Below are 21,923 nucleotides of genomic sequence, written 5' to 3' on the forward strand. Positions count from 1 at the left end.
AAAGGATCTCCAGGATCTCGTAGTGGGAGAGGCTCTGGCCAACTTTGAGCGCGGCGCGGGACGATCCTTTCCCGACGCCGGTCTCGTCGCCCACGTGTCCCTTCGCCTCCAGGTAGCTCGTGGAGCCATCGTCATTCTACGACGCCCGGCTCGCGGGAGCGACCACCGGGGCGAGTCCCGGTGGTCCCGAAGTGCCTCAACTTCCAGAGCTACGTGAGCGAGATCGCCACTTCCTCCAGAAGGTCCATCGCGTCCTGCATGCCGGCTTCCATGCCGGAGTTGATATGGGCGTCGCGGTGCTGCTGGTTCTGGTGTTGCACGAGGATGGTGACGGTGGTGCGCCCGTCCATTTCGGTGAACGTCATCGTGTTCACTGCCTCCCCTTCGGGCATGCCCTCGAACACCTCGGTGCACACGATGCGCTCGTTGGGGACCAGTTCCCGGTACTCACCATGGAACGCGACCTCGAAGCCACGGTCGGTCATGAGCACAAAGCGCCAAATGCCACCGACCCGCAGGTCGACCTCGGCGACGGTGACCACGCCCCTTTTGGCCGACCACCAGCGCTTGATCAGCTCGGGCGTCGTCCACGCTCTGTAGACCAGGTGCCGGGGTGCGTCAAAGTCCCGCGTTATCCGGATCTGCGTGCTCGTCGGAAGCGTCACCACTGCCCTACCCTTGCTCGTCTTTGCCACCATCTTGTTTCTCCTTTGGCTTGAGCTCCTCCAACATCTCGTCCAGCGCTTCGAAGCGTTCGTTCCATGTTCGTTCGTAGTGCTTTACCCAGTCGTGGATGGGTTTCAACGAACGGCCATTCAGCCGGTACATCCGCTGCCGACCCTGTTCTCGTACATCGACCAGACCCACCTGCCGAAGGACCCGCAAATGCTTGGACACCAGAGGTTGAGCTAGATCGAGCAGCGTGACGAGGTCGTTGACGGCGCGCTCACCGCCGGCCAGAACGTCCAGAATCTGACGCCGTCTGGGCTCGGCCACCGCGTTGAACGCGTCTGCCGTCGTCGCCGCTCGTGCCATGGGCACTATCATATACCTATATAGGAATATGTCAAGCGCCAATTGGATCCGACACAATCGGCGGGTTGGCGGTTGCCGGCGGACGAGTTAGTCAGGTCGCCGAACGTTGAAGAAGATCGTTCTCGTCGCCCGGCCAGGCGCGTCCGGTCCGAGCTCGAGGATGTAGCCTCCTGGACTCAAGGTGGCCAACGGGATGCGCCAGGGATTCACATCGCGATCGACGCTCGCGTCCGACACGACCTCGCCGTCCTCGCGTAGAAGGCGAGATCCGAGGCTTTCGAGATCCGATGGAACGTGGAGCCAGAGCTCGTCGTTCGGATCGAACTCACGGCGAAGCGTGGGCACTAGGGGAAGACGCACGCGGTCGCGCGCGCTGCTCAGAACGGGGACCCCGGATTCATGAGCGCTCGAGAGGATGACGTTCGAGGCTAACGGCACTCTTTCGCCAGGGACGTCGACATACCAATAGAGGAGCCCCGCCTTCTCTCCATTCCCTCTTGCCGCCACCGCCACCTGTCGGCGTCCGGCCTTGGCGGAAAACGTCGCCAGCGCTCGCAGACCGTCCCGATGCAGCCGCGCGAGCTCGTCGGCATCCACGTCGAGGCGAACGTTCTGTGCGCTCCCGTCCTCGATGTCGCCACCCTCACCGAGCAGGAAGAACCCGAGTGTCACCTCCGACCGGTAGCGTCCCCCCTTCTCCTCGAAGAAGAGGGTAGAGACATCGAGCTCCACCGCAATGGCGAGCCGGTTCTCTGGCGCCGACGTCGAAGTCGCGAGGGCCCGCAGGGAAAGATCCGTGAGGGGAACCGGGCTTCTCAACAACTCGACAACCTCCGCGGGCACTCCACGAGGTCCCTCGATGGGTGAGAGGGTCGTGGGCGCGCCGCTCGGGGCGCGGTAGCCCTGGCGCGCACGGACCAGAAGTGAGGGATCTCGCAGCCGCACCTCGATGGTGCGGTCCTTCCCGTCCCTCTCAGTGTTCGTCGGGCGATAAGCGAGGAGGTAGTACCGGCTGTTGTCGTTCAGGATCCGATCGAATGCCTCGGAAAACCCGTTCGTGTTATAGACGGCGAATCCGCCGGTGCCGTCGGCGAGGAAATGGAGACTCTCCCGCTCGGCGAAAGCCGATCGGAGGCTTCCACGGCCGTCGCCTTCCGACGGGGCCCGAAGGCCCTGCGGGTCGACGGCATAAATGGAAACGCCCCCGCGATTCGCGGCGCCGACCGTCGCCTCGAGCGCGAGCATGATCTCGTAGCTTCTGTCCTCGGGACCGAACCGGCCGGACGTCTGGGTGAGATCGTAGTTGCTCCCCGGGCCAAAATACACCACGGACTTTCTCCGACCGGTGATGGTCTCGAGAAGACCTGCCACGGCTTCCACCATCGAAAGGCTGTCTTTGATATCCGAGACCCGCAAATCCCGGTTGAGATCCGCGCGGCCGCGGCCCGCGGATGCCTCGAGCGCCTCGAGAAGCACGGCCCGGCTGGTCGTGAAACTCACCGAGCGTTGCCTCCCCGAGGTGTACAGGACGGCCGCGAGGTCACCCTCTTCCTTCATCTCGACGAGCTCGCGCGCGCGCGATCGGAGCAGGGCCCTCTCCCCGGGTGGTGTTCTCAGGTCGTCGATCAGAAACGCGAACAGACGGCCGCTCGCATCACGATTCGTTCGCACGTCCGCCTCGGGAAGCGATCCGTCCGGCGCAGGGCGGCGAGGACGGCGCGGTAAATCGACGAAGGCGAATGCTTCGATCGTCTGCGGCCGCCCGTCCTCGAGGATCTGGAAATCGTCGCGGGTGAGATCCGGCACCACCTTGCCCGCCGGGTCGGTCACGATGGCGGTGACCTCGATGAAGTCGACGCTCAGCCGAAAGGTGAGTCCGGAGGGTTCCTCCTCCCGCGCCGACAGCGGGCAGGCGAGCATCAGGGCTCCGATCGAGGACAGGAGCGGGAGAGCGCTCATGAAGCCGACCTCACCGGAGGATCAGCGCCCGGACTTCAGCAGATCGCGAATCTCCGTCAGGAGCTTCTCCTCCGCGGACGGTGGGGGTGGAGCTGCCGGCTTCGTCTCTTGCTCGGTTCTGAGTTGGTTCATGATTCGGATGGCGACGAATATCGAAGCCGCCACGATGACGAAGTCGAGAATCGTGTTGATGAACGCACCGTAGCGGATGACGGGGGCTCCGGCGGCCGTGGCCGCTTCGAGCGATTCGTAGGCCGAGTCGCTCAGGTTGATATAGAGCTGGCCGAAGTCCACTTGGCCGGTGAGGAGCCCGATCGGCGGCATGACGACGTCGTTCACGAGGGACGTGACGAGCTTTCCGAAAGCGCCGCCGATGATGATCCCCACCGCCATGTCGACCACGTTGCCGCGCATGGCGAAATTCCTGAACTCGGTGATCCATTTCTTTACCAAGGGCCCTCCCAGCGGTCAGTGAGGAGTCGCCCCTTGAGGGACGCTCAGTGAGCGCAGCATATCCCTAACTCGAGCGGACTTTCATCCTTCGAATCGAGCCGATTGTCCGACTGAGGCCGCTCATCGCTGCCCCGCTCCCCCCGGTATCAACAGCCAACCCGCCAGTATCGTGAGACCCGTCTCACCCGCAAGAATCCACGTCTCGAGCGCCGGGTCGTCGGACGTGGGGGACGGAGCGAAAAACAGCAAGCTGGCCCCGGCAACGAACACCCAGCAAACGATGGTTGCCGCCCAGGCGACGGACAACCCTCCCGGCATGCGGTAGGGCCGGGGCGTCGAAGCGGCACGATAGCGCAGCGCCAGGAACGATGGAAACATGAGCAGGTAGGACAGAAGAAAACACACGCCGGAAAGCTTGAACGACATCCAGAAGACGTTCACGGTGTTCGAAGACAAAAGAGCATTTCCGACGAGAAGAGCCGTGCTCACGAGCCCCATCATGGCGAAGGCCACGTAGGGGGTTTGAAACCTCGGGTGAAGCTTCGACAGCGCTTTCGGCAAGAGTCCTTCCTCTGCCGCGGTGGCCGCCACCCGGTTGGCACCGAGGCTCCAGGTCACGATGTTCGCGACACAGGCGTAGAGAAAACCAACGCCCAGGAGAAAGACCAGAGTCTGTCCTGCCCCGCCCCACTGGAGACCGAGCGTTTCCAGCGCATCCCACGTTCCGGTTACGATGCTCAGCTTTTCCAGGGGAACTGCGAGATGCAAGCCGAGCGTTCCCAGGCTATAGACGATCATGATGGCGAGTCCCGAAAGGAGAATGACGCGGGGAACGTCCCTTTGAGGCTCACGCATTTCGCTTCCCGCGGAGCTCATGAGCTCGAACCCGAGCGCGTTGTAGAGGAGGACCGGGACATAGGCCACGGTGTCGCTCCACTGTGGCAGCATCTTGCTCAAAGAGAACTCGTTCGCCGGTGGGCGCCCGGTGGCCAAAGCGCCCAGGCCCAACCCGCCGAGTCCGACGAAAATGGAGACTTTCACGATCGCCCCGAGATTAGGAATCCATTTCGAGACCTTCAACCGAACGAGCCCGAGCAACACCGTGAGCCAGGTCAGCAGGATGGCGATGGCGGTCTGAATCCTGACGTCACCGCTTTCGACGAACATGCCGTCGAACACACCCGCAAACACGAGGTAGACGGGCGGGATCCAGTAGACCATGTTGATCCAATAGAGCCACGACGCCATGGAGCCCCACCGCGGGCCGAGACCTTCCCGGACCCAAACGTGCAGGCCGCCTTCTCCAGGCCAAGCGGCGCCGAGCTCCGCGGTGATGAGGCCATAGGGCAGGAAGAAGAAGATCATGATGATCGCCCACCAGCTGAACCAGGAAACGCCGGTCGACGCCGCGGACGCCAGAGTATCGATCGTGAGGATGGCCGAGACGGAGAAAAGCACGAGATCACCGCGGCCCAGAACTCGCTCGAGGTTCATTCGAATTCGGCGACTCGAGCAGCCAGTAACCTCGACATGACGCGGGCACAGTCTACATGAGTTCGATGTCCACCGGCCGTCGGGCTTGACACCTCCCGAAACCGAGCGATCATTCACCATGCGACGGGGGCCAGGCACCCTCTACCGACGTTGGCGGTCCATCGCCTACCTCGCGAAGCGCGACCGCAGCGCGGCTCTGCGGTTCGCCTTCACCCGCGAGCTCGCCTCGGTTCCGATTGCTGCGAGGCTCGGACTGATCAAGCGCTTCCTCTCGATCACGAATGCGGTCCGCGGATATCACACGCTCACCGACATGCTGACGATCGCGCACGCCATCCTCGCGCGGGCGAGCGGGGAAGGGGCATCGGGACCATCCCGCCCCCTCGTGATCGAGGCGGGCAGTGGCTACGGGGGGAGCACCGCAAAGCTGAGCCTCGCCACGGCGCTCGCGGGCGGATCTCTCATCGTGCTCGATACCTTTCGCGGCATGCCTGAAAACGACGAGGAGCACGAGCTCCTGGACGGCAGGCACACCCGTTTTCGAGCTGGAGCCTTTCGCGGAACACTCCGGAAAGTAGAGGGAATCGTCGACAGGTGGGGTGCCATCGAGTGCTGTCGATTCACGAAGGGCCGATTCGAAGACACCCTGCCGCACCTCTCGGCTTCGCCCGATGTCGTGGTCCTTGATGTGGATCTCGTCTCGTCTACGAGAACGTGTCTCCGCGAGCTCTGGCCCCGTCTCCACCCGGATGGGGTCGTCTTCTCACTCGACGGTCAGCTGAAGGCCACCCACCAGCTCCTGGGCAACGCCCATTTCTGGCGCGACGAGATCGGAGTCGACCCTCCGCGAATCAAGGGTTTGGGACGAGACAAGCTAATCACGCTGCAGCCCCCGCTCGTGCCCTCCGAATTACCATTGGGGTGATCGAGCCCACGGGGAGCTCGACGGCCGCCGTCTTCAGACGGTTTCCACCCGGGCCCCTACCATCGTCTCGTGCCGTACGCAGGCACGCGCCTACGCGCGCAACTCCAAGAATCCTGCAGCTTGGAAATCGCCGTCGAAGGCGAGCGCTTCGCGGATTTTGTGCGCCCGCATCAACGCGAAGCTCGTGGCGTCGACGAACGAATACTCACGTTCATCATGACGACGCAGCCATCGAAGCGCCTCTGCTTCCGTATCTTCTGATACCCAAACGAGTTGAAGACGTGGAGAGCGGTTGACCGCATCGAGAAAATCAACGGCCCTCCCGTGTCCGACCTTGCGCCGCAGATACGTCCAGGTCTCGCCTCGGATCTGATTCGAAGTCACGAGAGCAGCGTCGGCATGCACGCGTAGCAAGCGTTTCGCCTGTTCGTGATCTTTGTCGCGACGGTTTCGAAGAGCCACCCAGAAGGAGGTGTCGACGAAGATCATCGATAGATGACATCGTCAATGCGCTCGGGGTCAAACTCGTCCGCCCCCGCCATACGCCACAGCGGATCCGACTCGAGCGGGGGCAACGTCTCGAGCCGTTCTCTGACGTATTTGCGAATGAGCGCAGCCTTCGACGTCTTCTCACGAAGCGCTCGCCGTTCGAGTGCTTCATCGAGATCTTCATCGATCAGAATCTGAAGACGTTTCATTGGCTACATCATACATCAAAATTCAGATGTATGTGTATCCTCGTGGAAAAAAGTAAGCCCAGGTGCGACGTGGGAGTGCTGCGTACCATGGAGAGCGCGAGACGGCTCAGGGCGGCTGCTGCGACGAGTCCGAGCCACCGTCTTCATCATCGGGGCTCGACCCGGGCCCGATCATCTTCTCGGGCCGTACCCAGGCATCGAACTCGGATGTCGTCATGTAGCCCAATTCAACGGCCGCCTCGCGCAGAGTCGTGCCTTCCCGATGCGCCTTCTTGGCAATGGCCGCGGCCTTGTCGTAGCCGATGCGAGGGGCGAGAGCAGTGACGAGCATCAGGGAGCGCTCGAGGTTCGAAGCGATGCGCTCGCGATGGGGCTCGATTCCGACGACGGTAAGCTTGCGAAAGCTCTCGGCACCGTCTGCCAGAAGCCTCGCGCTTTGGAGAAAATTCTGGACGATCATGGGCCGAAAGACGTTCAGCTCGAAGTTGCCCGACGCACCGCCCACGTTGATGGCGACGTCGTTACCCAGAACTTGAGCGCAGAGCATCGTCATGGCCTCGCACTGGGTCGGGTTTACCTTTCCGGGCATGATAGAGCTCCCCGGCTCGTTCTCCGGGAGCACGATCTCGCCGAGTCCGGCGCGCGGACCCGAAGCAAGCCACCGCACGTCGTTGGCGATCTTCATGAGAGAGACCGCGACGGTCTTGAGCGCTCCGTGGGCATGAACGATGGCGTCGTTTCCTCCCAGAGCCTCGAACTTGTTCGGCGCGCTGACGAACGGATGGCCGGTTAGCTCCGCGATCTTCGACGCCGCCCGCATCCCGAACTCGGGATGGGTGTTGAGTCCGGTCCCCACGGCTGTTCCGCCGAGCGCGAGCTCGTACAAGTGAGGCAGAGCCGCTTCGACTCGAGCCTTACCGTGCCCGAGCTGGGACGCGTAACCGGAGAACTCCTGGCCCAGCGTCAGAGGAGTCGCATCCTGAAGATGGGTTCGGCCGATCTTGACGATGTCGTCGAATGCCTCGACTTTCACCGCGAGCTCGTCTCGCAGCCGTACGAGCGCGGGCAACAGCGATTCGCGCAGCGCGCGGACGGCCGTGACGTGCACCGCCGTCGGAAAAACGTCGTTCGACGACTGACCTCGATTGACGTCGTCGTTGGGATGCACCAGCCTCCCGCTGCCGCGCGTTCCCCCGAGAAGCTCGCTCGCACGGTTGGCGAGGACCTCATTGACGTTCATATTCGTCTGGGTGCCGCTTCCCGTTTGCCAGACGAGAAGCGGAAACTCCTCGGTGTGCTCTCCCGCGAGCACCTCGTCGGCCGCCCGAACGATCGCCCGCGCTTTGGCCGTCTCGAGAACTCCCAACTCCTCGTTGACGAGAGCAGCCGCCTTCTTGACGAGCGCCAGAGCTTCGATGACCGCTTCGGGCATCTTCTCGTGGGAGATGCGAAAATTCCGCCGGGAACGCTCGGTCTGGGCCCCCCAGAGCCGCTCTTCGGGGACTTCGATCGCCCCGAATGAGTCGATTTCCGTTCTAGCCATAATCCCCCCTTGTTCCCTTGGAGCGCTTCAAAAACGTCAACACGATGGAACGCCTCACCTCAGGTTAGCTCAGGGCACACCTTTGATGGAAAGCACGGGATTTCAAGTTGGTGTGGCGTCCAACATCAGCACGCTAGACTCGCGTAGCAGGTGGAGTAGGTGGGGAACAACGCCTCCGCGACAACCTCGGCCCCGTAGTCGGCGCCCGTCGTGCAGGCTGCCAATATCCGGCAGTTCCCGCTAGAATCCCCACGCGAGGTGGAAGCGATGAGAAAACCACTGGCTATACTCGGATTCGCGACCTGGATCGGCTGTGCGCCGGCGACTGAGGAAGAGCCCGCTTCTCAGGAGTTTCAGAACGCACCGGAGGTTCCCTACGCTCCCGATACGACCCCAGAGAGCCTGGGAATTGCCGGCTACGCCAAAGTGCTCTGCTCCGCGGTCTTCGTTTCGGGACGGGACATCGAGAAAGCGAAATATGAGAGTGGATACTTCCTCGTACCCGACAAAGATCGCGAGCGCGTGACCGACATCTCCGTGAACCGCGAGGCGAAGCGCGTAAGCGTAACACTCGGGGACTCGCTCACGCGGGAGGCGCGCTATTTGGGCGACCAGGGCTGCGTCATCGTCCCCGAAGGTGCGGATGGCGTTTACTTCGAGCCCGTCACCGTCGAGACCAGCCTTCCCGACGCCGGAGCTCAGGATTGGCCGATGGGCGACGCGCTCCCCGATTCCCTGCCGGAGGGAGTCGATCGAGAGAAGCTGGATAAAGCCGTCGAGCTCGCGTTTCAGAACCCGGAGAGCATGACCGCGGCGATGGTCGTGGTCCACAAAGGCCAGATCGTCGCCGAGCGCTACGCGCAGGGCGCGCACAAAGACATGCAGCTCGAGAGCTGGTCCATGGGCAAGAGCCTCACGGCGACCCTCGTCGGGCTCCTGGTCCGCGAGGGCCATTTCGGCCTCGACGATCCGGCCCCGGTCCCCGCATGGCAAGAGGAAGGCGATCCCCGACGCGAGATCACGATCCGCGACCTCATGAACATGTCGGGCGGGCTTCACTTCACCGCGCCGCGCGATCCGGACTACACCCCGGAAATGGGTTATCCCGACCACATGTTCATTTATACCGGTGCCGTGGATGCTTTCGAGCACTCTTACTCGAAGCCCCTGCAGTTTCCCCCGGGGACGGAGGGCCGATATCGAAACTCCGATCCACTCACGCTCGGCTACATCGTGAAACGAACGGTGACCGAGGCGGGCGAGAACTACTTACGTTGGCCGCAAAAGGCGCTCTTCGACAAGATCGGCATTCGCGAACAAGTGCTCGAGCCGGACCCCTACGGCAACTTTCTCCTCACCGGGTACGATTACGGAACGGCGCGCAACTGGGCCCGGCTCGGTCTTCTTTACCTGAACGACGGCGTGTGGCTCGGCGAACGACTCCTGCCCGAGGGTTGGGCCGAGTTCGTGTCGACCCCGGCGCCCGGATGGAAAGAGCCCGTCTACGGCGGTCTGTTCTGGGTTAACGGCACCGGTGAATATTCGCTTCCCCGCGACGCTTACTTCATGGCGGGAGCGGGCGGACAGCGGACGTTCGTGGTGCCCAGCCACGATCTCGTCATCGTGCGGATGGGTCATTTCCGCGGCGACGGACCCGTGATGCGCCAGGAGCTGAACGAAGCGCTCGCCGGAATCCTCAGCGCCGTCGAGCCCACCGATTCTTGACGTACCTCGCGCCGGAAGGTGAAGGGCGCGCCGAGCTTCGGATCAAGCGAAGCCGATTCATCGGCATCGTCCGTCACGTCACATCTGCGGCGGAGGTGTCGTCGGCACGGCGAAAAATACGCGGGGAGCTCGAGGATGCGACCCACCATTGCTGGGCGTGCGTCCTGGGAGATCCGGAGTCCAGTCCCACGGTGCGTTTCGACGATGCGGGCGAGCCCTCGGGAACTGCGGGAAAGCCGATCCTGAACGTGCTCACGAGACGCAACGTGGGCGACGTGCTTCTCGTCGTCGTCCGCTATTTCGGAGGGGTCAAGCTGGGGGCGGGAGGGCTTCACCGAGCGTACTCGGCCGCGGCGAGCGCCGCACTGGATGCCACCAGGCTTCGGGAAAAGACGGCGACTCGATCGGCGACCATCGTCTCGTCCTTCGAAGACGAGAAACAGGTGAGGCGGGCTCTCGATGAGATGTCTCTGACGCCCAAGAACGTCGAGTACGGCGAGGAGGTCGTCATCTCGCTCGATCTCAACGAGGACCGAATCGAGCCGCTGCGCCGCTCCATCTCCGATAAGACCCGAGGGCGCGCCGTGCTGGGTGTGGGAATCGAACGGAACGCTAATCCGCCTGAGATAGAATGACCTCTCGAAGGAGCACAAATGAGAGACTACCTCCCGTTCCTGTTCGCCCTGGGAACCGCCGTGTGCTGGGGGCTCTACGGACCCACTCTGGGAAAGGCACGACTGGCGGATGCTACGGATCTCTCTCCGTTCAAGCCTTACGTCGGCATCGGTTTCGCCTACCTGGTCATCGCGATCGCTGGGGGGCTTCTCGGCATGTGGTACAAGGGAGATAGCTTCGAAACGATTGGTAGCGGTGGATTCTGGGGTGTGGCCGCCGGCACTCTCGGAGCAATCGGCGCCCTCAGCCTGACGCTCTGCATGTTCAACGGCGGGGCTCGCATTCCCCACGCGGTCATGCCGATCGTGTTCGGAGGCGCCGTGACGGTCACGGCTCTCTACACCGTTTGGAGCTCCGGCGGCGAGCTTCGCGCGAGCCCGATGCTCTGGGTAGGGATCGCGGGAATGGCGATCTCGGCTGTCGTCATCACGATGAACACACCCCATCGCTGATATTGACCACGCCACGTTTCCTCTACTGCTGGTTCGATACCGAGTACACCATGCTCGAGCTCGAGCGAGCCGAGATTCTGCAGATCGCGCTCATCGTGACCGGCGACGATCTGAGTCCGCTTCCCCAGAGACCGGCGGAGATCCCGGACGAGCTTCTTCGCGCCGACGGTTTTTCCGCCGTCGCGACCCTCCCGCCATCGGAGCGGATCTCGGATCACGTCAAGGAGAACTATCAACCGCTTCTCGAATCGTGTCGCCTCCATGGCCGGCCGGTGAGAGAGCTCGATGGCTTTCTGGCCTCGTACCTCGACTGCTTTCCCGAATCACACGCGGAAGATGTGCGCCAACGACCGGTGCTTTCTGGCAACAGCATCTACGCCGATTATTTTCTCGCGCGAAAATACCTGCCGCGATTCGTCTCGCGTTTGAACTATCGCCATCTCGACGTCACTTCTTTCAAGATCGAGTGGCTGTTCCACTATCGAGAACAGAAGTTCGAAAAGCTCGGCCGTGCCGATGGCATCCAGAAGTTCTACCGGGGTCGAGACGCCGTATCGGGCGACAAGCATGATGCCTATTACGACGTGCAGGCATCCATCGCCGAGCTCGCCTTCTACCGATCCCGTTTCGAAAGGATTCCATGAGCTCCCGTTACCTCATCGATCCAGTTGGCCCAGCGATTCCGATCCAGCCGATCGAAAAAAAGGAACTGCCGTCCTGGCGGGCGCGGGCGGGTGCGATCGCTCAGCGCTGGATCGAGGCGACATCGTTCGATGCGGCGCCAGGCAAGAGCTTGCTCGTCCCCGGGAGGAACGGCGAGATCGAGATCGCGCTTCTTGGCGTGAGCGAGCCGAGTCCCTGGGACTGGGCGGGACTTCCCCTCGAGCTTCCTCGGGGAACGTATCGCATCGAAAGACCGCACTCGCCCAAGGAAGCCGACGCCGCGGCGCTCGGTTGGGCCCTCGGCACCTATCGCTTCGACCGAATGCGGTCGAAAAAAGAGGCAACGCCCTCTTCTCTCGAGTGGCCGGAAGCCAGCAATCGGCCGCGTGTCACTGCCATGGCGGAGGCGACGGCGCTCGTGCGCGATCTCATCAACCGGCCGGCGTCCGACCTCGGGCCCGGGGAGCTCGCCGAAGCCGCCGAGCAGCTCGCAAGCGACAACGAGGCTTCCTTTCACCTTATCGTCGGAGACGAACTTCTCGAAAAGAACTATCCCGCAGTCCATGCCGTCGGCCGGGCCGCGGCCCCGAACCGCGCGCCTCGTCTCATCGATATCAGTTGGGGCAGCGCCTCGCATCCCAAGGTGACCCTCGTCGGCAAGGGGGTGTGCTTCGACAGCGGGGGCCTCGACTTGAAACCCGCGACCAACATGAAGCTCATGAAGAAAGACATGGGCGGGGCCGCCCACGTTCTCGGCGTCGCCGCGATGGTCATGAAAGCGAAGCTTCCCGTGCGGCTCCGAGTACTGATTCCCGCCGTCGAGAACGCGGTATCCGGCTCGGCCATGAGGCCGCTCGACGTCGTTCCCACGCGCAAAGGCCTCACGATCGAGATCGGTAACACCGACGCCGAAGGACGGGTCATCCTCGCCGACGCCCTCGCCGAAGCTTCCGGCGAGTCACCGGCGCTACTCATCGACTTCGCCACTCTCACCGGAGCCGCGCGCATCGCCCTGGGGGCCGAGCTTCCCGCACTCTTCTCCAACGACGACGAGTTGGCTTCCGCTCTTCTCGCCTGCGCCGCCAGCGAGTCTGACCCGCTCTGGCGGATGCCTCTTTTCGAGCCCTATCGCAAGCTCATCGACAGCAAGGTCGCGGATATCACGAACGCACCCGAGGCGCCTCTGGGAGGCGCGATTACCGCCGCCCTCTTCCTGCGGGAGTTCGTCGGCGACGGGATCCCCTGGGCCCACATCGACCTCATGGCGTGGAACCAGTCTTCGCGGCCGGGACGGCCCGAAGGCGGAGAAGCCATGGGTTTGCGCGCCGTCTACGCCCTGCTCGAAGAGCGATTCATGAAGTAACCGGAAACCGGGCTACTCGCGGTGTAACACCACCGGTTGCACCCAAGCCGATTCGTGCTCGCCTTCTCGATAGGGATTCTCCTTGAGCTTCGACGAGACGATCTTGGCGCGGACGTAGATTTCGTCGCCCTTGAATGTGTAGGAGGGTCGATTCCCCAGGACTTCGTCCAAGATTTCCCCGATGTCGTCGCTGTAGCGATATAGCACCGAAGCGTCGTCTCCTCGAACCGCTTCGGTCGAGCGGTCATAACCTCGCCGCGTCCCGATGAACCGAGTCGTGTAGGCGACACCCTCCTCACCACGAATGGCGATAGAGATCTCCGTGTTGCCCACCCGCACGTCGTCGAGCTGGACACCCGAGGACCCATAGAAGTCACCGCGTTCCATCGCCTCGATGATGGCCCCGGGGGTCAAGCTCGCCGCGCGCGCCATCACCCAGCCGCGAAACGGATTCGAATGCTCCGAGTCGAGCTCGTGGTAATTGTGGGAATCGTCGACGGCGACGCCGTACAGGACCTCCCTTCCCTGCGAAAGACGCTCCGCGAGCAGAATGTCCCACATGCGCTCGGTGCTCGGCCGGAGGTCATCGCCCTCGTTGTGGACCAGAGGATGGCCGTTATAGACCTCGAAGAACTTCTCTCCCTCGAGCGCGATCAAATCCTCGACCTTGACGGCCCAGCCAAAGTTGGGATGGTTGATATGAGGGAACATGAGCCGGCCGGTACGCTTCCGCTGTTCGAGCACGGCGTCTACGTTGTTCTGCATGACCTCGGCCACGCTGCCACCGCCCTGGGGCGTGATGAGCTCCCGCAGGTTCGTGGCGTTGACGTGCACGGGTTTCGCCTCGAAGCCGTCGGTGATCTCTTCACCCTCGAGGACGAGGAATCGCTCTTCCTCCTCGAATAGAGTGCGGTACTCCGCGAGCGTCTTGAGTCGTACGACGAGCGTCCCGTCCTCTTCTCTGGTCTCGACCCACTCGTCGCCGAACTGGTGACGATATCTCTCGAGCAGCTCGACACCGCCGTGACTCTCCACGTCGATCCAGCGTTCACCCTCGGCGAGGATGTTGTGCTCCGACAGAGCGACGAAGTCGTAGCCCCGCTCCTTGTAGCCTTCGAGGATGGGCTCCGGATAGTCGTCGCCGTCACTCCAAAAAGAGTGGGTATGGAGGTTCCCCTTGAGCCAGCGCGAAGGCGACGTTTCCTCCGGAGCGGGGGCTTCGGGCGCACAGGCGATGACCGAGCCGAATGCCATCACGACGATCGAGACGAAACGCATAGGAGACCTCGACATACAACACTGAGCGCAGCGGCCGTCCGGACGACATCATAGAGGAGGAACTGCACCTTCGTCGATGGGATTCATGAACCATCGACGCCGTCGAGGCGTAACACCAAGCAAGGTGGACGTTTACCTTCTTCCCACACGGGCCGGTCATTATTTTCTCTACGCCGGTGAGCTCGGTACGGCTTTCGAGGACCGCGAGCCCGGCACCGGCTCGGATTCCACGGGGAAACGGCTCGTCGCTCTCCTGCGAAAAGGCTTCCACCGAGTGACGTGGAGCCGCCGACAAAAAGAGCTCTTGCTGCAATCGCTCGGTGCTCTCGAGCGTGTGCGTGTCCTGTATCCGTCCTCGTTGTCCGCCGCGAACGCCCGGGGTATCTTCGATGACCTGGTCGAAAGCGAGATCGCGAAACACAAAAAATGGATGGTCGTGAACACCGCCGCGATTCCCGTCGCCGTTCCATTGAGTCTCGTTCCCGGACCGAATCTTCTCCTCGCCTATCTGGCGTGGCGTAGCCTGACACACTACAAGACGAAGAAGGCGGGAGAAAGAGCGGCCGGACTTCCGGTCGATTTCGTGGCCGAGCCCCGACTGAACGAGCTCGTCGACCTCGTTCGCCGCTGGCCCATGCGAGCGCGCCTCCGCATCCGTGAGCTCGGCGAAAGCCTCGGTTTCGACCGCCTGGACCGCGCTTACGTTTGATCGAAGGTGCCTACATGTCATAGTGTCGACGAGCGCTTCCGGGAGGGCCACGATGAAGACGAGGCGGGACTTCGTTCTGGACGGCGCGCGGGGGCTTGCCGCGCTGGGATGGGGCTCGATGGCCATGAGTGAAGAAACGAAGCGAACAACGGGTTTCGTCTACGATGAGATCTATTTGACACACGTCATCCGACCGGATCACGTGGAGTCTCCGAAGAGGCTCCGTCGCATCCTCGAGGAGTTGAAGCAGCAGGGTCTCGAGACCGAGGTCACCAAGATCCGGCGCATGACCGAGCCCATGCCGCACATCGCCGCGCACCATCGGCCGCAGCACGTTGCTGGGATCGAGCGCCTGCCTACCACGGGAAAAGTTGCCGAAGCCGCCGTTGGAGGGGCCCTTGCCGCCATCAAAGCAGTCTCGGAAAAAACGGTGTCGAACGCTTTTTGCGCTTTGAGACCCCCGGGCCACCATGCCAACAACACGGGCGAGGAAGAGGGGTTCTGCTACTACAGCAACGCGGCCATCGCCACGAAATACGCCCAATCTCTCGGCCACGAGAAGGTGCTCATCATCGACTGGGACTACCACCACGGAAACGCGACCCAAAACGCCTTCTACGACGACCCCACGGTTCTGTTTTTCTCGAGCCACGACTGGCACGCCTATCCAGGAACGGGCGACCCTGCTCTCACCGGCGCGGGCGAGGGAAGCGGGCTCAACATCAACGTGCACCTCGAGTGCCACTCGCGCGACAAAGACATGCTCGACGCGTGGGACAGGAAGCTCCTTCCCAGCGCGGAGAAGTTCGAGCCCGACTTCATCATCATTTCGGCGGGCTTCGATAGTCGGCGCGAGGATCTCCTCGGCTGCTTCGACGTCACCGACGACGCCTTCGCCAGGATGACCCGCACGGCGATGGACGTCGCGAGGCGTCATTGCGACGGCCGAATCGTGTCGCTCCTCGAGGGCGGTTATAACGTGGATGGGCTCGCCAAGGCAGTCGCCGCGCACATCTCGGCATTACTATCAGGGTGATGGAATACTCAGCCCACCCTGCGCGAGCGGAGCGAGCCCGGCGCAATCGTCCGCATTCGGGCTGCTTCGAAGATATGAGATGTGAGCACGCAGTGCGAATAATTGCCGCGCCGTAAGCAGCCCGAGCCGGGGCGGCACGATCGATTACGGGTCCCGCCACGGCATTGAGCACTCAGCAGGCTGATGAAGAGTCGCTGAACCGCCGACGCTTGAGACGCATCGGCGACGTCACAACCTGGCGAGTCGCCCGAGTAAGTCGCTGGCATTCACAACGAGGTCGCGCACGACCTCTGCCGCAGGCATGAGATCGGAGACGAGCCCGGCGCTCTGGCCGGCGAGGAGACTCATCGACGCGATGTCTCCCGTCACCTCGGCGTTCGGGGGGAACCCCATGAAGCGCAGCAGCGGAAGTGTGTGGCCGGCGATGCGAGCTTCCCCGACGACCGGCTCGTCGGGCCGCGATTCGCTCCCTCGCGCTTCGCTCCCCAACCACTCCTCGACGAACGCCGTGCGAAGCGTGCGGTGAGGCGCATTCGGCCAGCCATGGCCGAAAAGCGTGGTCCGCACCGTGTGCGCTTCGGTGGCCGCGAGAACCTTTTGTTTGTAAAAAGGATGAGCGTGAGACTCCGGGGTGGCCAGGAATCGCGTCCCGAGGACGGCGGCTTGCGCGCCCAGGGCAAGTGCGGCCGCGAGACCCCGGCCGTCGGCGATCCCGCCCGCGGCCGCAACGGGCGCGGGCGCGATGGAATCGACGACTCGCGGGACGAGAGCCATCGTGGAGACTTCTCCTTCCACATGGCCCCCAGCTTCGACTCCCTGCGCGATCACGACGTCCACTCCAGCGTCCGCCATTCTACGCGCGGCCTCCACCGAGCCCACCTGGTGGATCACGAGAGAGCCAGCGCTGTGGATGGTCTCTGTGAGTGGCGAGGGTGGACCCCAGAAGAAGGAAACGGCGCGAACCCTTTCTTCGAGACAGACGCGCACCGCGTCTTCGTGAGGGAAGTGCAGGAGGAAGCTGACTGCGAACGGCTTCGTCGTTCGCGCACGGATCTGACGGATCTGCTCGCGAAGATGGTCGGGAGGACTGAGCTGGCTTTGAAGAATACCGAGCCCACCCGCCTCGCTCACCGCGGCGACGAGTTCGGGACCGGAGATGTCCGGCCCCATCGGGGCGAGAAAAACCGGATGCTCGATTCCAAGAAGATCGCAAAGTTTCGTACGCAACATGTTTTCGCCTCCCATGCCGTTTTGCCGGCACTTACTCGTGGACGACAATAGCCAACCGGTCCAAGGGAAGTCATATCGGAAAGGTTCAATTTCGGTTCGAATGATGAGTTCTGAGGGGCGCGTGCGATTCGGACGGTTCGAGCTCGACCATGCCGAGGGCCGACTCTGGCGAGGAGGGGAGCCCGTTCCGCTACGGCCAAAGAGCCTCGCGGTGCTCGGCCATCTTCTGAGTCGTCGCGGCAGGCTCGTCCCCAAGGAGGAGCTGCTGGAAGCGGTTTGGCCGGATACCTCGGTCTCCGATACCGTCTTGAAAGTGTGCATCCGGGAGCTGCGTGCGGCCCTGGGAGACCACGCCTCGAGTCCTCGTTTCATCGAGACAGCGCAACGGCGCGGCTATCGGTTCATCGCTCCGGTCTCCCGCGGCTCGCTTCCCGCTGCGCTCACGAGCTTCGTGGGAAGAGATCGCGAGCTCGTGGAGATTACCAACCTCTTTGGTGGCGCTCGCCTTCTCACGCTGACGGGCACCGGCGGGTGCGGTAAGACCCGGCTCGCGCTCGAAGCGGCCCGTCTGTTGGAGCAACCCGCCGAGGTTCATTGGGTGGAACTCGCTGACGTGAGCGCCCCGCATGCCGTCGCCTCCGCCGTGGCCTCTTCGCTCGGTGTCGTCGAGCAGCCGGGTGCAAGCGTCGAGGATCTGATCGCCCGGCGATTCGCCGGGCGCGAATCGTTGCTCTTGCTCGACAACTGCGAGCATCTCGTGGAATCGGTAGCGCTCCTCGGTCATCGGCTCCTTCGTTCCGCACCCGGCTTGCGGATTCTGGCGACGAGCCGAGAGGCCTTGAAAGTCGACGGAGAGGTAACCTTCGCCGTTCCCCCGCTGTCGGCAGACGAGTCGGAGCGGTTGTTCGTCGCACGAGCCAAAGCCGCGCGCACCGACTTCGCCGAAACACAGGAGAACGCCCCTTTGATCTCCGAGATATGCCGTCGGCTTGACGGCATTCCTCTGGCGATCGAGCTCGCCGCTTCCAGGCTCCAGGTGCTCACTCTCGAGCTCCTGGTCGAACGCATGGAAGACCGCTTTCGCGTCCTGGGAAACGGCGTTCGCGGAGGCGCATCTCGCCACCGGACCCTGCGGGCGATGATCGATTGGAGCTTCGACCTGCTAACCGACGAGGAGAGGAGGCTCTTCCGCCGGCTCTCGCTCTTTGCCGGAGGCTTCACCCTGGAGAGCGCCGAGGTCATCGGTGTCGACACGATCCTGACTCGCGAGCGGATACTCGAGACGCTATCTCGTCTGGTCGCCAAATCACTCGTACAGCTCGACCGTGAAGGACGGTACCGACTTCTCGAGACCGTCCGTCAGTACGCACGAGAAAAGCTCGAGAAGGAGGGTCATCTGGCGTCGGTTCGGGATCGATTTATCGACCACTTTGTCGCGATTGCGAAGGAGGCCGAGCCCCATCTGCGCGGCGGAGGAAGACGGGAGACGCTTGCGCGGTTGCGCGCCGAGAGCGGAAATCTTTCGGCAGCCTTGTCTCACGCGACATCGCGAACCGACGATCTTCGAGCTCTCGCTCTCGGGGCGTCGCTGTTCTGGTTCTGGTTCTTCGAGGGTCGATGGTCGGAGGGCCGGTCCTGGCTCGAACAGCTTCTCCTCGGGACGGACGCGGCGCCCGGGCATGACCGGGCGACCTGTCTCATGGCAACGGGGATTCTCGCCTGGACCGGAGGCGGCGAAGCGGAGGCACGTACGTACCTCGGGGAGAGCGCGAGGCTTTTCGGTGAGCTCGAGGACGACTCCGGACGGGCGATGGCTCTCCAGTTTCACGGGATGACTCTCCTTGGAGGCGGGGATCTCGGAGCCGCAAGACACGCCACCGATCGAGCGGTCGCCCACGCTCGGAACGCCGCCGCCGACTCGTTCGGGCTCGCGACGTCACTCGCGAGCCGGGGCATCGTCGCGCTTGCGGAAGTGAGATACCGAGAGGCCCGGGGGTTCCTCGAGGAAAGCGTCTCGATCGCCCGTCAATCCCGGGACGACTGGGTGCTCGCCTTAGGTCTACGCAACCTTGGGATCGTAGCGTTCCGCGAGAACCGGCACGACGAGGCGCGGGCGTTGCTTCGAGAAAGCGTCGATGTTCAGGCGCGTCTTTCGGAGAAATGGTTCTTGTCACGGAGCCTCGAGACTCTCGCGGCCGTCCTTGCCGTCACCGGCGTTCACGAGACGGCGGCGCGTCTCCTCGGCGCCGGAGAAGCACTACGTCGAGATATCGGCGCATCGGTGCTCGCGATCTATCGGCCCGACTACGAGCGAGCGATCTCAGCCCTGCGGAACGCTTTGCCGCCCGAACGCCTGCGATTCCTCTGGGGGGAAGGGGCCCGCCTTTCACTCGAAGAGGCCATTGCTCTGGCGCTCGATTGACACCAACACCCGGGTGGATGTCTTAGAATGACCGATAATGTCGTCGCCTTCAGGCCTCGGGACACGAGGAACGACTTCGATTCGGCCCGAAGAGGTGATTCCCTGGCTTCTCGACGGAGATCCGGCGATTCGCTGGCAGACTCTGAGAGATCTCGTCGGAGCCGCCGAACGTACGATCGAGCGAGAACGGAGGAAGGTCGCGAAGGACGGATGGGGCGCCCGTCTCCTCGCACAGCAAGACGCCGACGGCAGGTGGGCTGGTGGTCAGTCGTCGGACACCGGACTCTATTCGCCTAAGTGGATCTCGACGACCTACACGATGCTGTTGCTCCGGGACTTGGGGCTGGCACCCAGAAACCGGCAGGCACGAAAGGCTTGTGCGCTCCTTCTCGACAACGGGCTCCAGCGCGACGGCGGCATCAACTACGGATGGCGGGGCCAGAGCGAAACCTGCATCACGGGGATGATCCTGTCCATTCTTTCCTACTTCGACACCGACGACGACCGCCTCGACATCATTGCCGGGCATCTGCTAGAGCAGCAAATGCCCGACGGCGGTTGGAATTGCCGCCGCCCTCGCGGGGCGACTCACGCTTCGGTGCATACGACCATCAGCGCTCTCGAAGGTCTGCGGCTGTATGAGCGGAAGCGCGGACGGATGGTGCGAGCGGTGCGGTCCGCACAGCGCCGCGGACGCGAGTTCCTACTGGTCCACCGGTTGTTTCGCTCCCACCGTACCGGCGAGATCATCAAGCCCGTATTCATCCGCTTCTCTTTCCCACCGCGGTGGCACTACGACGTCCTGCGCGCCCTCGACTACTTCCAGGCCGTCGATGCGCCTCGCGACCCGCGCCTCTCCGAAGCGATCGACATCGTCCGCGGCGCCCGGGACAAGGACGGCCGCTGGACGCTACAACACTCGTACAAAGGGAAGACCTACTTCGAGCTCGAGCGCCTGGGAGCGCCGAGCCGCTGGAATACTCTCCGTGCCTTGCGCGTGCTGAGGTGGTGGGATCGGAAGGGTAAGCCGGGAAGCGTGGGGTACATCGGAGCCGGCCGACATTGCTGATCGACGCGGCATTGTCCGCCGTTTTGAATGTTCTGGTGCTCGCAGCCCTGCCCTTACTCGGCTACTTCGCTTACCACAAGGCACGGCACAAACGAGGCGCTAGAGAGATTCTGATTCGTTGCGGCTTGACCGTTGGCGAGACGCGATACATCGGTTACTGCGCGGTGTTCGCTCTCCTGGTCGTTTCGGCTCTCGTCGTCTGGCCACCCCCGCTTCAGGAGCTCCTCCGCGAAGGCTCGGCATGGCGTCCGTTCGCGGGCATGGGGCTCGGGAGGAAGGCCGTCGCGATGTCGCTCCTCTACGGTGTCGTCAAGACAGGATTTGCCGAGGAGTTTCTTTTCCGAGGTCTGATCGCCGGGAGCCTGTCACGAAGATTTGCCATGAGATGGGCGAATCTCATGCAGGCTCTCGTCTTTCTCGTGCCACATCTGCTGTTGTTGTTCATCATGCCTGAGATGTGGCTGGTTCTTCCCGCGGTCTTCTTGGGGGCGCTCTTCGTGGGCTGGGCTCGAATCCGCTCGGGCTCCATCCTGGGTCCGTGGCTCGCCCACGCCTGCCTCAACATCGCCATGGGCCTGAGCGTGGCCATTCGGAGCGCGACGGCGATGCCGTGAACGCGGTTCTTCTCACATCACCCTTCCCTTCTATTGCTGCAACGGGAGACGGAGCGCTACGAGCGACCCCGGGAGGGTCCTCCCCATAATCTGAACCACGATGTACTGCCGGCCCTCGTGCAGATAGGTCATCATGCCGTATTGACCGGGGGCGGGTATCTCGACGACGCCGAGGCGTGCCCCGGTCTTCTTGTCCACGGCACGAAGGACCGGCTGTCCCCCCGAGCCCTCGGCGTGGATCAGCAGGGTCTTGGTGACCAGTGTATTGGGATGGGAAAGCACTCCGGTGCTGGGAATATCCACGCCCTTCAAGGCCGGATGGCTCTCGATGAACTTGGGAGTGTCCCCGTTCGGGATCATCCACAAATGCTCGCCCGTATTCATGTCGATGGCGGTGATCCGACTGTAGGGCGGCTTGAAGATGGGAAGACCCTGCGGTCCGTGAAAATCTCCGCGATTCGCCACGACCCATCGGGCCACGGTCTTCCCCGTCGTTTTGGGATCGTCCGGTTCGTCCATGACTTCCCCGGGAACGATGTTCTCGGATCGGCACCCCGTCTGAGACGACACGTACAAGATT

Annotated in this window: 22 protein-coding genes; 11 read left to right on the forward strand and 11 right to left on the reverse strand. The window is 63.0% G+C overall.

Translation table 11 applies throughout. The features are described from left to right. Positions 1–209 precede the first annotated feature (209 nt). From VEK15_24290 to VEK15_24310, 5 genes are all read right to left on the reverse strand, one after another. A complete protein-coding gene (locus VEK15_24290) occupies positions 210–698 on the reverse strand; it encodes an SRPBCC family protein (GenBank protein HXV63842.1) in 489 nt (162 codons plus the stop codon). Further along, complete coding sequence (locus VEK15_24295; protein HXV63843.1) at positions 673–1,035, reverse strand: metalloregulator ArsR/SmtB family transcription factor; 363 nt, start codon at positions 1,033–1,035, stop codon at positions 673–675. The genes VEK15_24290 and VEK15_24295 overlap by 26 nt, the downstream gene beginning before the upstream one ends. A gap of 87 nt (positions 1,036–1,122) precedes the next feature. Continuing rightward, entirely contained in the window at positions 1,123–2,994 is a 1,872-nt protein-coding gene (locus VEK15_24300) for a VWA domain-containing protein (GenBank protein HXV63844.1), read from the reverse strand. Positions 2,995–3,015: 21 nt separating this feature from the next. Continuing rightward, entirely contained in the window at positions 3,016–3,447 is a 432-nt protein-coding gene (mscL, locus tag VEK15_24305) for a large-conductance mechanosensitive channel protein MscL (GenBank protein ID HXV63845.1), read from the reverse strand. A 120-nt stretch (positions 3,448–3,567) separates the two neighbouring features. Further along, on the reverse strand, positions 3,568–4,941 hold the full coding sequence (locus VEK15_24310; protein ID HXV63846.1) for an APC family permease: 1,374 nt from the start codon (positions 4,939–4,941) through the stop codon (positions 3,568–3,570). A 118-nt stretch (positions 4,942–5,059) separates the two neighbouring features. Here VEK15_24310 and VEK15_24315 point away from each other — a divergent pair, with 118 nt between their 5' ends. Beyond that, positions 5,060–5,866 (forward strand): TylF/MycF/NovP-related O-methyltransferase, encoded by an 807-nt coding sequence (locus tag VEK15_24315; protein ID HXV63847.1) that lies wholly within the window; start codon positions 5,060–5,062, stop codon positions 5,864–5,866. 90 nt (positions 5,867–5,956) lie between these two features. On the opposite strand, the gene VEK15_24320 is transcribed toward VEK15_24315, so the two are convergent. The 3 genes from VEK15_24320 to fumC form a co-directional block, all read right to left on the reverse strand. Then, positions 5,957–6,355: a PIN domain-containing protein gene (locus tag VEK15_24320; protein HXV63848.1), complete on the reverse strand. Its 399-nt coding sequence runs from the start codon at positions 6,353–6,355 to the stop codon at positions 5,957–5,959. Further along, positions 6,352–6,564: a CopG family transcriptional regulator gene (locus tag VEK15_24325; protein ID HXV63849.1), complete on the reverse strand. Its 213-nt coding sequence runs from the start codon at positions 6,562–6,564 to the stop codon at positions 6,352–6,354. The genes VEK15_24320 and VEK15_24325 overlap by 4 nt, the downstream gene beginning before the upstream one ends. Positions 6,565–6,670: 106 nt before the next feature. Continuing rightward, a complete protein-coding gene (gene fumC, locus VEK15_24330; protein HXV63850.1) occupies positions 6,671–8,107 on the reverse strand; it encodes a class II fumarate hydratase in 1,437 nt (478 codons plus the stop codon). 267 nt (positions 8,108–8,374) lie between these two features. Here fumC and VEK15_24335 point away from each other — a divergent pair, with 267 nt between their 5' ends. Genes VEK15_24335 through VEK15_24355 form a run of 5 tightly spaced genes read left to right on the forward strand, consistent with a single transcriptional unit; the run spans position 8,375 to position 12,985 of the window. Beyond that, positions 8,375–9,832 carry a serine hydrolase gene (locus VEK15_24335; GenBank protein ID HXV63851.1) on the forward strand — a complete coding sequence of 486 codons (1,458 nt, stop codon included), beginning with the start codon at positions 8,375–8,377 and terminating at the stop codon, positions 9,830–9,832. Further along, a complete protein-coding gene (locus VEK15_24340; protein HXV63852.1) occupies positions 9,829–10,467 on the forward strand; it encodes a YigZ family protein in 639 nt (212 codons plus the stop codon). The genes VEK15_24335 and VEK15_24340 overlap by 4 nt, the downstream gene beginning before the upstream one ends. A gap of 18 nt (positions 10,468–10,485) precedes the next feature. Beyond that, positions 10,486–10,959 (forward strand): hypothetical protein, encoded by a 474-nt coding sequence (locus tag VEK15_24345; protein ID HXV63853.1) that lies wholly within the window; start codon positions 10,486–10,488, stop codon positions 10,957–10,959. A gap of 2 nt (positions 10,960–10,961) precedes the next feature. Further along, positions 10,962–11,603, forward strand: a complete 642-nt coding sequence (locus VEK15_24350; GenBank protein ID HXV63854.1) for a hypothetical protein — start codon at positions 10,962–10,964, stop codon at positions 11,601–11,603. Next, entirely contained in the window at positions 11,600–12,985 is a 1,386-nt protein-coding gene (locus tag VEK15_24355; GenBank protein HXV63855.1) for a leucyl aminopeptidase family protein, read from the forward strand. The genes VEK15_24350 and VEK15_24355 overlap by 4 nt, the downstream gene beginning before the upstream one ends. A gap of 12 nt (positions 12,986–12,997) precedes the next feature. Here the strand turns inward: VEK15_24355 and VEK15_24360 are convergent, their stop codons facing one another. Beyond that, positions 12,998–14,278: a histidinol-phosphatase gene (locus VEK15_24360; GenBank protein ID HXV63856.1), complete on the reverse strand. Its 1,281-nt coding sequence runs from the start codon at positions 14,276–14,278 to the stop codon at positions 12,998–13,000. Between the two features lie 109 nt (positions 14,279–14,387). Between VEK15_24360 and VEK15_24365 the strand changes: the two genes are divergently transcribed. Together VEK15_24365 and VEK15_24370 are read left to right on the forward strand one after the other, a co-directional pair. Further along, entirely contained in the window at positions 14,388–14,972 is a 585-nt protein-coding gene (locus VEK15_24365; GenBank protein HXV63857.1) for a hypothetical protein, read from the forward strand. Positions 14,973–15,024: 52 nt separating this feature from the next. Then, complete coding sequence (locus VEK15_24370; protein HXV63858.1) at positions 15,025–16,008, forward strand: histone deacetylase; 984 nt, start codon at positions 15,025–15,027, stop codon at positions 16,006–16,008. A gap of 228 nt (positions 16,009–16,236) precedes the next feature. On the opposite strand, the gene VEK15_24375 is transcribed toward VEK15_24370, so the two are convergent. Next, a complete protein-coding gene (locus VEK15_24375) occupies positions 16,237–17,238 on the reverse strand; it encodes a nitronate monooxygenase (GenBank protein ID HXV63859.1) in 1,002 nt (333 codons plus the stop codon). Between the two features lie 100 nt (positions 17,239–17,338). Here VEK15_24375 and VEK15_24380 point away from each other — a divergent pair, with 100 nt between their 5' ends. The 3 genes from VEK15_24380 to VEK15_24390 are packed head-to-tail and all read left to right on the forward strand — an operon-like array spanning position 17,339 to position 21,343. Then, positions 17,339–19,660, forward strand: coding sequence for a winged helix-turn-helix domain-containing protein (locus VEK15_24380; GenBank protein ID HXV63860.1), 2,322 nt, complete (start codon positions 17,339–17,341; stop codon positions 19,658–19,660). Positions 19,661–19,697: 37 nt separating this feature from the next. After that, positions 19,698–20,729: a hypothetical protein gene (locus VEK15_24385; protein ID HXV63861.1), complete on the forward strand. Its 1,032-nt coding sequence runs from the start codon at positions 19,698–19,700 to the stop codon at positions 20,727–20,729. Next, entirely contained in the window at positions 20,723–21,343 is a 621-nt protein-coding gene (locus tag VEK15_24390) for a CPBP family intramembrane glutamic endopeptidase (protein HXV63862.1), read from the forward strand. The genes VEK15_24385 and VEK15_24390 overlap by 7 nt, the downstream gene beginning before the upstream one ends. A 30-nt stretch (positions 21,344–21,373) precedes the next feature. Here VEK15_24390 and VEK15_24395 read toward each other — a convergent pair. After that, a partial coding sequence (locus VEK15_24395) for a hypothetical protein (GenBank protein ID HXV63863.1) occupies positions 21,374–21,923 on the reverse strand: 550 nt, incomplete at its 5' end.

The organism is Vicinamibacteria bacterium, from assembly GCA_035620555.1.
GTDB lineage: Bacteria > Acidobacteriota > Vicinamibacteria > Marinacidobacterales > SMYC01 > DASPGQ01.